Genomic DNA, 17,062 nt, shown 5'->3' with positions numbered 1-17,062 from the left:
TTTAGCGTTCGACTTTAAACGGGAATACAAATAGTGATTGCTCAACTTAGAAAACAATTGGTTCAACATGGTCCGGCATTATTACGTGTCCCTGCAAAATTGACACCTTTCTCTATTCAAAAAAAGATCATGTTAGATAGCCTTGCGATGGTTTTCAAAGAAGCATTGGCCGATGGCGATTTTGAATTTCTGGAGGATCGCTGGTTAAAAGTTGAAGTGCGTGATTTAGGATTACAGTGGTTCATTAGTTATCAAGATGAAGCATTGGTAGTAACGGAACACTGTGAACACCATGATGTGAGCTTTAGTGGCGAGTGTAATGACTTAGTGTTAATTGCAGCACGTAAAGAAGATCCTGATACACTGTTTTTCCAACGTCGCCTTCGTATTGAAGGTGATACTGAATTGGGCTTGGAAGTGAAGAACTTGATGGACAGTATTGATCTTGATTCTTTGCCTTCTGCCGTGAAATTTGTGTTACAGCAATCAGCTGATTTTATTCATCAGGGAATGCAGGCTAACGTGATTGATAAAGAGGTTACACATGCTCATTAGATCTGAAGCACCCGCTGATATTTTATTGATCGATGCATTATTAAAATCAGTGTTTGATACCGATGCCGAAGCGAACTTAGTGATGCGCTTGCGTGAAAATGGTTGCCGAACCTTATCATTAGTCGCTTGTACTGACGAAGGTGAAGTGATTGGGCATGCTTTTTTTAGCCCAGTAACGGTGGCAGGACAAGAAACAAATTGGCAAGGGCTTGCACCTTTATCTATTCATCAAGACCATCGTAATCAAGGGGTTGGCTTAGCATTATTAGCAGAAGCGCAAGCAACATTAGCTGATTTTGATTATCCTGCGGTGGTGGTATTAGGTGATCCTAATTATTACCATCGTGCTGGCTATGAAGCAGCTTTACCACATGGTTTAACTTGCCGTTGGCCAGGAACAGAAGCTGCCTTTATGGTATTAGAAATTGCGCCGGGTAGTGTACAGCAACATCAAGGATTGGTTGAATACTGCGAAGAGTTTAATGCTTTAGCATAATAAATGAAGTACTGACTTTTCGGCAGTAACTAATAAGCCACGCTCTTCCTTTTAATACGATAGTTTTATTACTATCTGCGAGGAGGAGCGTGGTTTTTTTATATCCATTAACAACCTATTAATATTGCACTGCAATAAGGTTAATATTGAGAAGTAAGAACTCTTTATTTGTCATTTAGCTTAATATTTGGTGGTGGTATTTTATTGCTAATAATAAATCATTAAGGAATGACATTCATGATCCCTCGTAGTATTACCTCACCAAAAAAATTCATTATTGGTCAAAACCTATTGCCACAACTTGGCGGTTTTATTAAAGATTTTGGTAATAATGCTGTATTGATTTGTGATGAATTTATTCTTAATAAAGTTAAAGAAGAAGCACTACCAGCGTTACAACAAGCGGACATTACTGCTCATGCAGAACAATTTCAATATGAATGTACTGATACTGAAATTGGTCGTATCCATGAGATCGTAAAACACCTTGGCGCAAATGTAGTTGTGGGTATTGGTGGTGGTAAAACCATGGATGTGGCTAAAGCGGTTGCGCATTTTGCTCACATTCCCGTTATCATTTTCCCAACTATTGCGTCAACAGATGCACCTTGTACTGCGTTATCTGTGGTATATAAAGATGACGGTGAATTTGACCGTTACTTATTCCTACCTCAAAACCCAGATGCTGTTATTGCTGATACCGGTATTATTGCAGCAGCGCCAACTAAGTTCTTTGCCGCAGGTATTGGTGATGCGCTAGCAACCTTCTTTGAAGCTCGTGCATGTTGTTATGCTGACGGTTTAAACCTAGTACAAAAACGCGTATCACGTACCGGTCTTGGCATGGCGCTTATGTGCTATGAGTTGATCGTTGAAAACGTAGAAATGGCAATGGATGCCGCGCGTCGCCATGTAGTGACTCCAGCATTAGAAGAAATGGTTGAAGCAACGATTTACCTCAGTGGTATCGGTGCTGAATCTGGTGGTTTAGCGGCTGCGCACGCTGTTAGCAACGGTATGTCTTCATTACCACAATTACACCATATTCAGCATGGTGAGAAAGTAGCGTTTGGTTTGCTAACTCAATTAGTGCTTGAAAAAGCCGATGCTGAAGAAATTGAAAACGTTATTTATGTAATGAAAACAGCTGGTTTACCATTAACTTTAGCTGATTTCGGTATTGAAGAAATGGTGGAATCTGAATGGCGTCAAGTGGCTGAGATTGCCTGCGCTGAAGGTGACACTATGTGTAATATGGCGGTTAAGGTCAATGCTGACCGCGTCTACCAAGCAATGGTTGCTGCTGATGCATTAGCACAACGTTACCATGACTAAAATGTCATGCTGATAATGGCTGAATAATAATAATCAATGCCGACATTATGTCGGCATTGTTGTTTTTAAACCATTAGAGACAGAAGATGATAGTTTATGAGTACAAAGCAGTGCGGATTTGCTAGGATCAGCCTCCATTTATATTCCATAGCAGGTAGGGTATGAAGCAACGCGATATTCAGGTGTTACAGGAAATGGGGATCACTTATTGGCAAGTGCGAAAGCCTGAGCTTTTTCCTAACCAAGTGCTACCTGTGATCAATCTGCCCGCTGAGTGTAAGCTGCTTTTTATTTCGGCTGAGGAATTGAATGAGCATGATGCTTGGTTGTTTGGACGTATTTTATCAAGTATGAAATTGACGCCAGAGCAAGCATTATCCTTGCCGCTATCGGCACTTGATCAAATCGCAGCGCATCATTTAACGTGGTGTTGGTTTGCGGGTTGCCAAGGGACATACCCGACGGGTTGTCAGGTTCTGAATTCGGTCTCATTAAAACTTATGCATAATGATCCTTCATCTAAGAAAGCATTATGGCAACAGATTTGTAGTTATGACTCATAAAATTATTCCATTAGAAGCACACCATACCGATGATGTTTGGCGTATAGAACAAGCAGCGAATACCTTTCCGTGGGCAGAATCAATGATTCGCAAAGAGCCTAACCGAATTGCGGCCAACTATGTATTAGTGGTTGATGAGCAAGTGGTTGGATATTGCTTTGGCCAAGTTGTCGCAGGTGAAGGTACTTTATTGAATATTGCCATTGATCCAGCTCAGCAACGTAAAGGCTACGGTAAGTTATTACTTAATGGTTTTATTGATGCGTTAGAAGCAAAACAAGCGGAAGAAATTTGGCTTGAAGTACGTGAGAGTAACATTGGTGCGTATAAGCTTTATGAAGCAACCGGATTTAATGAAACCAATCGTCGTGTTGGTTATTATCCTGCGGTTGATGGTCGTGAAGATGCGTTGATCATGGCGTATATGTTTATGCCTTTTGGCTGATTTACTTATAAAGTACCTATAAATAAAGACCAATAAAAAGGCCGTATCCAGATGAATACGGCCTTTTTGGTATTAGTAACCTGTGAGGGGATTAGTGTTCGCGAGTGGCGCGGAAATCACCTTCAGGGAAACGTTCTTTAGCAAGGTTTAGGTTAACCATGGTTGGTGCGATGTAAGATAAGTTATCACCGCCATCGAGTGCTAGGTGAGATTGGTTTTTACGCTTGAATTCTTCAAGTTTCTTCGCGTCATCACATTCAACCCAACGTGCAGTTGCTACGTTAACGCCTTCATAAATCGCTTCAACGTTGTATTCAGCTTTAAGACGTGCCACAACCACATCAAACTGAAGTACACCAACCGCACCAACGATAAGATCGTTGTTTTGTAGTGGACGGAATACCTGTACCGCACCTTCTTCTGAAAGTTGTACTAAGCCTTTTAGCAATTGCTTTTGCTTTAGTGGATCTTTTAGACGAATACGACGGAAAAGTTCAGGGGCAAAGTTTGGAATACCAGCAAACTTCAAATCTTCACCTTGAGTAAAGGTATCACCGATTTGAATCGTACCGTGGTTGTGTAAACCAATAATGTCACCCGCATAAGCGACTTCAGCACGTGAACGGTCACCCGCCATAAAGGTTACGGCATCAGAAATGCTGACGTTTTTACCAGTACGAACATGGTTCATCTTCATACCTTGGTCGTAAGTACCTGACACAATACGCATAAATGCAATACGGTCACGGTGTTTAGGATCCATGTTTGCTTGGATTTTAAACACAAAGCCTGAGAATTTCTCTTCCGTTGCTTCAACTTCACGGGTATTGGCTTGGCGAGGTAATGGTGCTGGAGCCCATTCAGTTAAGCCGTCAAGCATATGGTCAACACCAAAGTTACCCAGTGCAGTACCAAAGAATACGGGTGTTAGTTCACCGGCTAAAAAGAGTTCACGATCAAATTCATTTGATGCGCCAATAACTAACTCTAGTTCTTCACGTAAGTTAGCCGCAAGGTCGCTACCAATTGCAACGTCTAGCTCAGGATTCTCTAACCCTTTGATGATACGTTGTTCTTGAATAGTGTGGCCTTGACCTGTGCTGTAAAGAATCGTTTCATCACGGTGAATATGGTAAACACCTTTGAATTCTTTACCACAACCAATCGGCCATGAAATTGGCGCACATGCCATACCTAATTCAACTTCAACCTCATCAAGCAATTCCATTGGATCACGTGTTTCACGGTCCAATTTGTTCATGAAGGTAACAATAGGAGTGTCACGTAGACGGGTTACTTCCATTAACTTACGAGTACGATCTTCGACACCTTTCGCGGCATCGATAACCATTAGACAAGAGTCAACCGCAGTTAGGGTACGATAAGTATCTTCTGAGAAGTCTTCGTGTCCAGGAGTATCAAGTAAGTTAACTAAACAAGCATTGTAAGGAAACTGCATCACTGATGTAGTTACCGAGATACCACGTTCTTTTTCCATCTCCATCCAGTCAGATTTTGCATGCTGGTTAGAGCCACGACCTTTTACGGTGCCCGCTTTTTGGATCGCGTTTCCGAACAACAATACTTTTTCAGTAATGGTGGTTTTACCCGCATCGGGGTGGGAGATAATAGCGAAAGTACGACGTTTCGATACTTCGCCTTGAAACAGTGTTTGCGACATTAGCATGTTCTTTTTGAATGGAGTGCGTTATTCACTATTGTCGCTGATTTTATCCTTATACTCAATCTAGCCGCAGCGAGAATTACTCACAAAGGTAAATAATGACCCGTTTGATGGTTAATTCACGGCATAATATGCATCACCTTCTTAATATAGAGACTCAAATTATGGCAGTAACCACCAAACAACCGGTTGTGATAGATAGCCATTGTCATTTTGACTTTGCACCATTTGCAGCCGATCCCGCTCAAGCATGGACACAAGCGCAGCAAGCGGGAGTGAAAGCGTTGGTTATTCCAACGGTCGGTAGCAGTAATTGGCACACGGTTGCAACCCTATGTCAGCAATTTTCAGGCTTATATTATGGATTAGGTATTCACCCTTTTTTTAGTCATCAACATACAGCAAATGTGGTGGCTGAATTAGCGTGTCTGCTCACTAGCGCCAAGAATGATGAGCAGTGTGTGGCAGTGGGAGAGTGTGGGTTAGATTTTGCTGTGGCGAACGTTAATCGAGACCAACAATTACAATGGTTACAAGCGCAACTTCAATTAGCCAATGAGCATGATTTACCTGTGATACTACATTGCCGTAAAGCCTTTGCTGAATTGGTTACATTATTGCGTCAGCAGCCACCTAAAATGGGCGGTGTTTATCACGGATTTAGTGGCAGTTACCAACAGGCAACGCAGCTTGTTGATCTCGGTATCAAAATTGGGGTTGGTGGTACTATTACTTATAGTCGCGCTCAAAAAACCCGCGCGACTATAGCGAAATTACCATTATCAGCACTGTTATTAGAGACAGATGCCCCTGATATGCCAGTGTCAGGCTATCAAGGTCAGCCAAATCGACCTGAGCGTTTAGTCGATATTGTTACAACATTGGCGGATATAAGAGGTGACACCTATGCACAAATAGCACAAGCAACAACCTTAACATGTACTGAATTATTTCAAATAAAGGTGTGATTTTGCTGCCAAAGCCAAACGTTTGCGTTGATCGCAAGGCTCTTTAAATAAGGGTTATGTGATACGAGTCACAATAGCTGATTATGGTACATCAAATTTCCTCATAAACTGTGATCTTTGCATTACATCATCAGGAACTCCATGAGTATAATGCGCCGACTCTATAAAAGAGCCTAACTGTCAATACGCCAAAACTTAACTATAGGATTCCATAAATCATGAGCCTGCTAATGAGCCTAGTTGGGATGGTGGTACTGCTATTACTTGCCGTACTTCTATCTGATAACCGTAAAGCGATCAACTTACGTACTGTTGGTGGTGCATTTGCTATCCAATTTCTTTTAGGTGCCTTTGTTCTTTATGTGCCTGTAGGCCGTGATGTGCTGTATGGCATGTCGCAAGCAGTAGCTAACGTTATTGGTTATGGTAATGACGGTATTAACTTCTTATTTGGTGGCTTAACATCAAACAAGATGTTTGAATTATTTGGCGGTGGTGGTTTTGTCTTCGCATTACGCGTACTGCCTGTTATCGTCTTCTTCTCTGCACTTATCAGTGTGTTGTACTACATCGGCGTTATGCAAATTGTTATCAATGTACTAGGTGGCGGTTTACGTAAAGTTCTTGGCACTTCTCATGCAGAATCAATGTCTGCAACAGCTAATATTTTTGTAGGTCAAACGGAAGCACCATTGGTTATTCGTCCGTTCGTACCTAAGATGACTCAGTCTGAGCTGTTTGCGGTAATGTGTGGTGGTTTGGCGTCAGTAGCTGGTGGTGTACTTGCAGGTTACGCACAAATGGGTGTGCCTCTAGAATACTTGATTGCCGCTTCATTTATGGCAGCCCCTGGTGGTTTACTGTTTGCTAAAATCATTAAGCCTGAAACTGAGCAGCCTATTGAGCAGATTGCGGGTAACGATGAAGATGAAAGTGAAGAAAAACCCGCTAACATTATTGATGCAGCAGCAGCAGGTGCATCATCTGGTATGCAACTAGCGCTAAACGTAGGCGCAATGTTACTTGCATTCATCGGTCTAATTGCACTAATTAACGGTATGCTTGGTGGTATCGGTGGTTGGTTCGGTATGCCTGAACTAACACTAGAACTGATTCTAGGTTACGTATTCTCACCACTTGCATTCCTTATTGGTGTGCCATGGGGTGAAGCACAAGTTGCTGGTTCATTCATCGGTCAGAAGATTGTTGTTAACGAATTCGTTGCTTACTTAAATTTTGCCCCTTACCTAAAAGATGTAGCTGATGGCGGCATGTTAGTAGCACAAACTGGTGCTGAAATGTCTGATAAGACTAAAGCTATCATCTCATTTGCATTGTGTGGTTTCGCAAACCTATCTTCAGTAGCAATTCTACTGGGTGGTTTAGGTGGTCTAGCTCCAACGCGTCGTGCTGAAATCGCTCGCTTTGGTATGAAGGCTGTTGCGGCAGGTACATTATCTAACCTAATGTCAGCAACAATTGCAGGTTTATTTATTACACTAGCATCATAGTTATAAATAAAGACTAACCTCAGATAAGAAACGCCATGGCTGATGCTGTGGCGTTTTTTTTATTCGTCAAAAGTCATGAAATTTAAGTTTGGTTTAATGTAATAAAATCGATTGCGTTCCCCTTTCTTAATTTTCACTCTGTTATTATTCTCTTATAGAAACAGTATCGCGGTTGTAATTGATAACGTTATTGCTGTTATTTGCATCACCAATAACTGTTATGCAAAAAACGGCTTTTTTTATGTTTAAGTTGCATGAGTTGCGAAAACACTTTTTATTTCAGTAAACATATTATCCACCACAGGAAACACGAGATTAATGGTCGAGTCGTGGTTGAGTTGATATTATAAGTGAAGTAAAACCTTAACTGGTTAAGGCGACTTAATCTTGTTTGGGGTAAGTTTACGCGGTGAAAAGGATAGCAACTAGAAGGGGTTTATTCTCTTCTGGGTCTTCAAGGAATAACGTCCGCTCATAGATGACAATGGCAATGAATGCTGTTGCACCGCAGTGAAGTTAATGAGGTCACTGCTGAATTCATATCGAGTATTCAGGTAGTAATATTAATACTACCGCGATCAAACATTACGACTGGAGAAAGTCATGAGCGATTTAAAAGCTGCAGCACTACGTGCATTAAAATTAATGGACCTTACAACATTAAATGAAGACGACACTGACGAAAAAGTGATCGCGCTATGTAAGAACGCAAAAACAGTTGTTGGTAACACTGCTGCAGTATGTATTTACCCTCGTTTTATTCCAGTCGCTAAGAAGCAACTACGTGAGCAAGGTACACCAGATGTACGTGTTGCAACAGTCACTAACTTCCCACACGGTAATGATGATATAGAGATCGCTGTGGCTGAAACAAAAGCGGCTGTTGCTTACGGCGCAGACGAAGTAGACGTTGTATTCCCATACCGCGCGCTAATGGCTGGCAATGCTGAAGTAGGCTTTGAGCTTGTGAAGCAATGTAAAGCAGCGTGTGGTGACAATGTATTGCTTAAAGTTATCATCGAAACTGGTGAGCTAAAAACAGAAGCACTTATTAAGCAAGCATCTGAAATTTGTATTAATGCTGGCGCTGATTTTATTAAAACATCAACAGGTAAAGTGCCTGTAAACGCAACACCTGAATACGCTGAAATCATGTTGAATGTAATTAAAGACATGGGCGTAGCAAAAACAGTTGGTTTTAAACCTGCTGGTGGCGTGCGTACTGCTGAAGATGCACAACAATATTTAGCAATGGCAAACACTATTCTTGGTGATGAGTGGGCAGATAGCCGTCATTACCGTTTTGGTGCATCAAGCCTACTTGCTAACTTACTTCACACATTAGGTGAAGGCGAGCAAGCTGCACAAGGCGGTTACTAAGCTTTAGTTAAATAAGGTGGTGTCATGCCACCTTATTATTTTCAACGCTTATTATTGATGCTAATCGTTATATATTAGCCATAATTATTTTATTTAGTGTGCTTTTCAATGATGTTTTGCCATCACTGACAGCTTTCGTGCACGTAAAATTTAACGTAATAATAGTTTGGTTTTATAAATAAATAATTAATTTTCCCTATTAAAATCCATATCAGTAAGAGGATCGTCATGTACTTACCTCAAGAAATTATTCGTAAAAAACGCGACAATATTGTTTTAACTGCCGATGAAATTAATTTTTTCATTCAAGGTGTTGCTAAAAATACTGTTTCTGAAGGTCAAATCGCAGCCTTTGCAATGGCGATTTATTTTAATGATATGACCATGGATGAGCGTGTTGCTTTAACATGTGCAATGCGTGACTCAGGCATGGTGATCGATTGGAGCCACATGAATTTTGATGGCCCAATTGTTGATAAGCACTCAACCGGTGGTGTGGGTGATGTGACCTCTTTAATGCTGGGCGCTATGGTAGCGGCATGTGGTGGCTATGTACCAATGATCTCCGGTCGTGGTCTTGGTCATACGGGTGGTACGCTAGATAAACTGGAATCAATTCCAGGTTACAACATTACGCCAAGCAATGAAGTGTTCGGTAAAGTAACCAAAGAAGCGGGTGTGGCTATTATTGGTCAAACGGGCGATTTAGCTCCTGCTGATAAACGTGTTTATGCGACCCGTGATGTCACAGCGACAGTGGATAATATTTCATTAATTACTGCATCTATTTTGTCGAAGAAGTTAGCGGCAGGTCTAGATTACTTGGTGATGGATGTAAAAGTAGGTTCAGGCGCATTTATGCCAACTTACGCAGCATCAGAAGAATTAGCCAAATCTATTGTTGCGGTTGCTAATGGTGCGGGCACTTGTACCTCTGCATTGTTGACTGATATGAATCAAGTGTTAGCATCAACCGCGGGTAATGCACTTGAAGTGCGTGAAGCGGTACAGTTTTTAACGGGCGAATACCGTAACCCTCGTTTATATGAAGTTACCATGGCATTGTGTGCTGAAATGTTAGTTATCAGTAAACTAGCATCAGATTTACCGCAAGCACGTGCGAAACTTCAAACAGTGTTAGATAATGGTCAAGCAGCAGAACGTTTTGGCAAAATGGTGGCAGGCCTTGGTGGTCCAACTGATTTTATCGATAATTATGATAACTATCTTGATAAAGCAGAGATCATTAAACCTGTATTTGCTGAAACAACCGGTTTTGCAACTGCGATGGATACCCGTGGTTTAGGTATGGCTGTTGTTGGCATGGGTGGTGGTCGTCGTGTTGCTAGCGATAGCATTGATTATGCTGTTGGTTTATCAAATATGATTCGCCTTGGTGATGAAGTATATGCAGATACTCCATTAGCAATGGTACACGCACGTACTGAAGCGCAATGGCAAGAAGCAGCTAAAGCGGTTCGTGCCAATATCAGTATTGCTGATACACAGTCAGAGCCAACCCCTGAAGTATACCGTCGTATTGGCGAACAAGACGTATAACGGAGCAAACATGAAACGTTCAATTATTTTAGTTTTAGATTCTTTTGGTATCGGCGCGACGGAAGATGCGGTTGATTTTGGTGACGTGGGTGCAAACACCCTTGGTCATATTGCCCAAGCATGTGCACGTGGTGAAGCTAATAATGGTGATCGTAGTGGTGCCCTTTATCTGCCTAACCTAACTAAATTAGGTTTAGCAAAAGCATGTGAAGAGTCATGTGGTCATTTTCCTGAAGGTATGGACACTGATGTTGAAATCGTAGGTGCGTTTGGCCATGCGAAAGAAATTTCATCAGGAAAAGATACACCTTCTGGTCACTGGGAAATTGCGGGCGTACCAGTATTGTTTGATTGGGGTTATTTCAGCGATAAGACTAATAGCTTTCCAAAAGAGCTAACTGATCGCATCCTTGAGCGTGCAGGTTTAGACGGTTACTTAGGTAACTGCCATGCATCGGGTACACAAGTACTGGATGATTTGGGCGAAGAGCACATGCAAACAGGTAAACCAATTTTCTATACATCTGCTGACTCTGTATTCCAAATTGCATGTCACGAAGAGACTTACGGTCTTGATAAGTTGATGGAACTTTGTCATATCGTGCGTGAAGAGCTAGAAGATTATAATATTGGTCGTGTTATTGCGCGTCCATTTATTGGTGCTGGTAAAGGCCAATTTGAGCGTACGGGTAACCGTCGTGATTTATCACTTGAGCCACCTGCAACAACTATTCTGCAAAAGTTAGTTGAAGAGAAGCAAGGCGAAGTGATTTCTATCGGTAAGATTTCTGATATCTATGCGGGCTGTGGTATTTCTCGCAAAGTAAAAGCAACCGGTATTCCTGCTTTATTTGATGCAACGTTAGCACAAATTGATGTTGCGGGTGATAACAGCATCGTGTTTACTAACTTTGTTGACTTTGACTCAGCTTACGGCCACCGTCGTAATGTTGCAGGTTATGCTGCGGCACTTGAGTATTTTGACCGTCGTTTACCTGAAATTTTAGCCTTGCTAAAAGAAGACGATGTGCTAATTATTACCGCTGACCATGGTTGTGATCCAACATGGCCTGGTACTGATCATACACGTGAGCACATTCCAGTGATCGTAACTGGACCAAAAGTTCAAGCGGGCTCATTAGGTCGTCGTGAAACATTTGCTGACATCGGTCAAAGCTTAGCAACACATTTTGGTACTTCTGATATGGATTACGGTAAATCGTTCTTATAAAACGTAATACTGTGACTTTATCTTGAACATCAAGGCGACTAATCATGAGGTTAATCGCCTTGCGTAGTAAAAAATGGACATATTTGTACGATAACGATCGTTATTAGATCGATATTAAACGATGATCAGCAAGAGACAGCTGATAAGCATAAACATAGCTTGTCATCATTGAGTGCTGATTCAATTAACAGAAAGGATATAACTATGGCTACTCCACATATTAATGCTGAAATGGGCGATTTTGCAGACGTAGTACTAATGCCGGGTGATCCGCTACGTGCTAAGTTCATCGCTGAAACATTTTTAGAGAATGTGACAGAAGTATGTAACGTTCGTGGCATGCTTGGTTTCACTGGTACTTACAAAGGTCGTAAGATCTCTGTTATGGGCCACGGTATGGGTATCCCTTCTTGTTCTATTTATGCGACAGAGTTAATTAAAGACTTTGGCGTGAAGAAAATTATCCGTGTTGGTAGTTGTGGTGCGGTACGTGATGACGTTAAATTACGCGATGTTGTTATCGGTATGGGCGCATCAACAGATTCTAAAGTAAACCGTATCCGTTTTGGTGGCCATGATTTCGCAGCAATTGCAGATTTCGGCATGGTACAAAATGCAGTAGATGCAGCAAAAGCAAAAGGTATTCCGGTTAAAGTAGGTAATATCTTCTCAGCTGATTTGTTCTACAACCCAAATTTCGATTTCTTTAAAACAATGGACAAATATGGCATTGTTGGTGTTGAAATGGAAGCGGCGGGTATCTACGGTGTTGCGGCAGAGTTTGGTGCTAAGGCACTGACTATCTGTACTGTTTCTGACCATATCCTACGTGGTGAAGCAACTACATCTGAAGAACGTCAATTAACGTTCAACGAGATGATTGAAATTGCACTAGAATCAGTATTACTTGGCGATGCTGAGTAATAAAATGCTTGATTGACACTGTATATCAGTCGTCATAAGTATTAAAAAAAGCGGTAACAGTTCAGGCTGTTGCCGCTTTTTTATGGGGGTAAAATACTATTACTGATGCTGATTATGCAGAAAAGGAAAACTGCCTTGATAACGTTGACGACTAAAGACGACGGTCAGTAAGATTCCAATAAGCAGTGCCGCAATAATCAGCCCGCGAATAATCGCTGTCATGGTCGACATTTGATCAATGGCATGCGTGAGTAATTTATCGCGTTCCAGCGTGATGCGCATAAATCCAATAATATGGTTATTCATCAACACTGGCTCTGCAATTTGTTGGCGACCAATACTAGCCATGGCTAATGGTGTCGATAATCCTGTCAGTTGCTCTAATGGCAAGGCCGTTTTTGTTTTTGCAAGTGCTACCCCTTCAAGATTATAGATAGTCGCATCTAAGATGAGAGGTTCAGCCGCTAAATTATTGACTAATAATTGCAGTTGGCGCTGATCTTTATTTTTAATATCAGCGGCGGCATTTTTAGCGGCTTGACGAACAATAACTTGCGATAAGGTTTGAGTTTGCTCACTGAGCATTTGATAATTTTGTTGGCTAAGGATCGCGCCATATTGCAGTATGCCAATAGATATTAATAGGCATACAAACAAGATCATGGCTTTTTGTAGCCGTTGACGTTGCCACCGCTTAGTGTTCCATTGGATCATTCATATCACCCGATTACTCTGATTAAGGTTATTCTACACTAAAAAAATAACGGATGATTATTTCCCCCCGCTAAGGATTTGTTACTGTTTATTAACACACTTCCCCGTAAAATGGATAATAAATAAAATAAGATATAAGCTTATGATTTAAAATAAGTTAATTGACGTTTATTAGTTATTGATATAACAATAAGTTTACAATTGAACTTGCTCTTCATGTGCACAATCGTTAGGTTTATAGTAATTAAATTGTTAAGGATGACGCAATGGATGTTGCTAACGTACTCAAAATCAATAAACACCCGACCTTATATAAACGCTTTCCAGAAATATTATCCGTTACTAATACCAGTAAACGCCAAGCAAATTGGTTGGTATATGGTCCCCATATCACACTCGATAATATTGACGCTATTAATGCTGTTGCCATCACTAATATTGAGATTGTCGCAGCTTGGAAAGTGGGATCGTATGATGTGATTTTGATTGCCAGCGAGCTAACACCGGTCCAACAACAGATCGTGATTGATCTGCAATTAGATGTCGCTTATGTTAGTGATATTCCTGATTTATCAATGCCAGGGATTGTGGTGTTAGATATGGACTCGACCGCGATTGAAATTGAATGTATTGATGAAATCGCCACCTTAGCAGGGGTCGGTGAAGAGGTTGCCGCAGTGACTGAACGGGCGATGTTAGGCGAGTTAGATTTTGAACAAAGCTTACGTCAACGGGTTGCAACGTTAGCTGGAGCTGATGCAGCGATTCTAACGCAAGTACGGGATACGTTGCCGTTAATGCCAGAATTACCACAACTTATTTCCACTTTGTACCATTATGGCTGGCAAGTTGCGATTGCATCGGGTGGGTTTACCTATTTTTCTGATCACCTTAAACAGCAGTTTAACTTGGTGTCAGCGACATCAAATACCCTTGAAATTATTGATGGTAAGCTCACAGGTAAGGTGACGGGGAAAGTCATTGACGCGAAATCAAAAGCGGAAATTTTACTGGCTCTGGCTGAAGAATTTGATATTGAGCCCCATAATACGGTGGCGGTTGGTGACGGTGCTAATGATTTGTTGATGATGGATATTGCTGGATTAGGCATTGCTTATCATGCGAAACCCAATGTTGAGCAGCAAGCTGATGTAGCGATTCGACATGCTAATTTAGGCGCGATTATTTGTATTTTATCGGCATCGTTAGCCGAACAACGCTTAGCATGGTAACCGTTAAGCTAGTGATTTTGTTATTACATTAAATTATGCAAAATACTCCGCACTTGAGTGAGTGCGGAGTATTATTAGACTTAATGTATTTCAAGCCGAATTAAGACTTCATCGGTAATATCAAAAATCTCACCACAGCCAATTAATGACGTAAATTCCATTTCTAATGCACGTGCACGGTGTAATGTTAAACGGGCTAATTTACTGAGTTTTTCACCAATTAATGCCGTCAGTGGATTTAATAATGGTAGCGCTGTAATACGCACTGCAAATAGATCGCCGTGTTGCCGAGCGTTCTGAATATAATCCCGTTGTGCGGTCAGATCATCGAAATCACTGCGCAGTTTAGTCTCAATGCTATGTACCTGCTTATCACGATATTCAACCGCTAAATATAACTCATGAATAAACGGCTGTTGTTGCTGTTGTTTATCCCGTGGTCGCATGGGATCGGCGAGCATTTGTTTAACCCGTTGCTTAAAAATCACATCAAGATCTAAACGTTCATTGTCACTTAGCTGATGCAACATGGTTGCTAGGGGTGATAATGGGAAATTGGATCCGATGGCTTTAACTTTTATTTTATGATCTATCTTTTCTGCAAAATATGGCAAGCTATGCAACCGTGTCAGTAGCATTTGATGCATGGTTAGCAACAGTGCTGTTGATGGTTGTGGCTCCTTGCACAGGGCTAATTTTTCAAGGTTTGACTCAATTAAAGAACGAAGAAATTGGCCACCTAATAATCCCTCTTCATTTTCAATGGTTATCAACTGAATATTTTTACCATTAGGACTCGTGCGAATAATCTGATAAGGCATTTTTTTTAGAATATCGTTTTTAGTGCTGCGGGCTAATTGTGTAAATTCAATTTGGACCGTGTCACCTTGTTTGCATCGTAAAGGCTGATGTAAATTGATATTCAGTCCTCGACTAGAAAAATCGATGGAAGTACCACTGATGGTCTCATGATCTTGCTGTAATGTAATTGCTGTTTTATAACGAAATCGGTCTTCGCTACGTAGCGGTTTGGGATCAAAATGAATCGCTTCCGCTTGGCTGATAGGGTTTCGTTGATGACGGAATTGATTCAACGCTTGCGGGGTTAAGGTTGATGTCACACCACACAGGTAATCAGACTGAACCTCTTGATGGGTTAAATCTTCTAACGTCCCTATATGCGATAAATCCTGACAGTAAGGCATCATTTCAGGGGGTAGCTGTGCCAATGCTTGCATGTCATTTGGGGCTAATGGGTACATGGTTAACCGCATAACGCGCCAGCTATCACGCTTAGCGCCTATCTGCCAAAATAACAGCCGTTGTTGGCGTGTCATTTCAGGAAGGGCTGCCGAATAAAAGTAGCGTTGGCCTTGGTGCTCATGAAAGAAGCTATAAATTAAGGTACTGGTATGAGAAATACCACTTAGTTCAAGGTTATTGATTCGCGTTGCAGACAACAGATGATTGATCACGGGTTGATTGCGTTCATCATGCCAGTATTGCCATTGATGTTGATTATGGTCAGTCAATAAACTGTATTTTAAATGCTCACCTGCAAAAAATAACGGCATCGTAAGGGTATGTTTAAGATAGCAATGCTCATAACCTTGGGTGCGCAGTTGAATGATTTTGTCATCGTGGTTGTTACGGCTTAACGATTGGTGTTGATCATGCTTAATGATCGCTTGCAAGGCAGTATTGTCTGTTAATGCCAATAAACGTAACCATTTTATATTGTCGTTATCTTGAATATCATCAATGCCTAAAATACGGTAATGGTGGCTTTGATTGAGGCGAGCATCTTGGTATTGTTGTGCCAGTTGAGGAAATGATGCCGTAATGGTTTGACCTAATTGATAGTCAAATGCGGCGGGTACCTTACACTTCGCGCCCGAAAAAGACAGATCAACCGTGGTGGCTAACACCTGTTGCTCATTACTCAAGGTTAATGCGATTGGCGTGGCAATACTGAGTCGCTTTTCTTCGCGGCTAAGGTAGTATCCAAATCGAATTAGCTGGGCTTGAAATAAGCTACATGGATTATCTTTTGGTGTAGTGTAGATCGGTGGCATTTTTTGTTGCTGGTGAAGAATACGAAAATTATTGTGAGTATTAATTAATTCTTCATACAAGCCATAGCAATATTGTCCAGCAAACACCGCTTTACGGTGATGATAAATGTTAATAGCCACATCATCTAACCAATGGCTATGACCACTAAAGATATATTCTCGACATTGACCTTTAACCCGTCCTCGCAGATCAATAATTTTATTGCAAGGGGTCATTAAGCGATTGATTTCCATTTTTATTTGGAGTCGCACTGGACCTGTTTCGTGGTCAGTTAATGATTTGAACGCGACCTCAAAATCGGGATGGTTATAAATTGGCAATAATTGCTCAATCAATGTTTTATAATTGTCGAGATGCATGATTTGGATCTATTGATGAATGGCTAGTT

15 protein-coding genes are annotated in these 17,062 nt (G+C 41.2%); 12 read left to right on the top strand and 3 right to left on the bottom strand.

Translation table 11 applies throughout. The features are described from left to right. Positions 1–33: 33 nt before the first annotated feature. The 5 genes from ubiT (at position 34) to rimI (ending at position 3,394) form a co-directional block, all read left to right on the top strand. Complete coding sequence (gene ubiT / locus CZ809_RS15295) at positions 34–555, top strand: ubiquinone anaerobic biosynthesis accessory factor UbiT (RefSeq protein ID WP_080158444.1); 522 nt, start codon at positions 34–36, stop codon at positions 553–555. After that, positions 545–1,051 (top strand): GNAT family N-acetyltransferase, encoded by a 507-nt coding sequence (locus CZ809_RS15290; protein ID WP_080158443.1) that lies wholly within the window; start codon positions 545–547, stop codon positions 1,049–1,051. Before ubiT ends, CZ809_RS15290 begins: the two co-directional genes overlap by 11 nt. Positions 1,052–1,288: 237 nt before the next feature. Further along, positions 1,289–2,386 (top strand): glycerol dehydrogenase, encoded by a 1,098-nt coding sequence (locus tag CZ809_RS15285; RefSeq protein WP_080158442.1) that lies wholly within the window; start codon positions 1,289–1,291, stop codon positions 2,384–2,386. Between the two features lie 161 nt (positions 2,387–2,547). Then, positions 2,548–2,949, top strand: a complete 402-nt coding sequence (locus tag CZ809_RS15280; protein WP_080158441.1) for a DNA polymerase III subunit psi — start codon at positions 2,548–2,550, stop codon at positions 2,947–2,949. Continuing rightward, entirely contained in the window at positions 2,939–3,394 is a 456-nt protein-coding gene (gene rimI / locus CZ809_RS15275) for a ribosomal protein S18-alanine N-acetyltransferase (protein ID WP_080158440.1), read from the top strand. The genes CZ809_RS15280 and rimI overlap by 11 nt, the downstream gene beginning before the upstream one ends. A 91-nt stretch (positions 3,395–3,485) precedes the next feature. On the opposite strand, the gene prfC is transcribed toward rimI, so the two are convergent. Next, the gene (gene prfC / locus CZ809_RS15270; protein ID WP_080158439.1) at positions 3,486–5,075 is read right to left on the bottom strand and encodes a peptide chain release factor 3; all 1,590 of its coding nucleotides are present in this window, start codon (positions 5,073–5,075) and stop codon (positions 3,486–3,488) included. 101 nt (positions 5,076–5,176) lie between these two features. Between prfC and CZ809_RS15265 the strand changes: the two genes are divergently transcribed. The 6 genes from CZ809_RS15265 to deoD all read left to right on the top strand — a co-directional run bounded on the left by CZ809_RS15265 (position 5,177) and on the right by deoD (position 12,652). Further along, a complete protein-coding gene (locus CZ809_RS15265; RefSeq protein WP_235865961.1) occupies positions 5,177–6,046 on the top strand; it encodes a TatD family hydrolase in 870 nt (289 codons plus the stop codon). 218 nt (positions 6,047–6,264) lie between these two features. Then, positions 6,265–7,557 carry a NupC/NupG family nucleoside CNT transporter gene (locus tag CZ809_RS15260; RefSeq protein WP_080158438.1) on the top strand — a complete coding sequence of 431 codons (1,293 nt, stop codon included), beginning with the start codon at positions 6,265–6,267 and terminating at the stop codon, positions 7,555–7,557. A 603-nt stretch (positions 7,558–8,160) separates the two neighbouring features. Continuing rightward, complete coding sequence (gene deoC / locus CZ809_RS15255; RefSeq protein WP_080158437.1) at positions 8,161–8,937, top strand: deoxyribose-phosphate aldolase; 777 nt, start codon at positions 8,161–8,163, stop codon at positions 8,935–8,937. A 228-nt stretch (positions 8,938–9,165) separates the two neighbouring features. Beyond that, positions 9,166–10,497, top strand: coding sequence for a thymidine phosphorylase (deoA, locus tag CZ809_RS15250; protein WP_080158436.1), 1,332 nt, complete (start codon positions 9,166–9,168; stop codon positions 10,495–10,497). Between the two features lie 10 nt (positions 10,498–10,507). Then, positions 10,508–11,728, top strand: a complete 1,221-nt coding sequence (locus CZ809_RS15245) for a phosphopentomutase (protein ID WP_080158435.1) — start codon at positions 10,508–10,510, stop codon at positions 11,726–11,728. Between the two features lie 204 nt (positions 11,729–11,932). Next, positions 11,933–12,652 (top strand): purine-nucleoside phosphorylase, encoded by a 720-nt coding sequence (gene deoD / locus CZ809_RS15240; protein WP_080158434.1) that lies wholly within the window; start codon positions 11,933–11,935, stop codon positions 12,650–12,652. A 99-nt stretch (positions 12,653–12,751) separates the two neighbouring features. Here the strand turns inward: deoD and CZ809_RS15235 are convergent, their stop codons facing one another. Continuing rightward, on the bottom strand, positions 12,752–13,366 hold the full coding sequence (locus CZ809_RS15235; protein WP_080158433.1) for a YtjB family periplasmic protein: 615 nt from the start codon (positions 13,364–13,366) through the stop codon (positions 12,752–12,754). A gap of 266 nt (positions 13,367–13,632) precedes the next feature. Between CZ809_RS15235 and serB the strand changes: the two genes are divergently transcribed. Next, a complete protein-coding gene (gene serB, locus CZ809_RS15230; protein ID WP_080158432.1) occupies positions 13,633–14,598 on the top strand; it encodes a phosphoserine phosphatase in 966 nt (321 codons plus the stop codon). Positions 14,599–14,678: 80 nt separating this feature from the next. On the opposite strand, the gene CZ809_RS15225 is transcribed toward serB, so the two are convergent. Then, entirely contained in the window at positions 14,679–17,033 is a 2,355-nt protein-coding gene (locus CZ809_RS15225) for a PilZ domain-containing protein (RefSeq protein ID WP_080158431.1), read from the bottom strand. Positions 17,034–17,062 lie beyond the last annotated feature (29 nt).

The organism is Photobacterium piscicola (assembly GCF_900166965.1).
In the GTDB taxonomy this organism is placed as follows: Bacteria; Pseudomonadota; Gammaproteobacteria; order Enterobacterales; family Vibrionaceae; genus Photobacterium; species Photobacterium piscicola.
The sequence above is the reverse complement of the archived record's forward strand: the minus strand, read 5'-3'. Positions and strand labels throughout refer to the sequence as shown.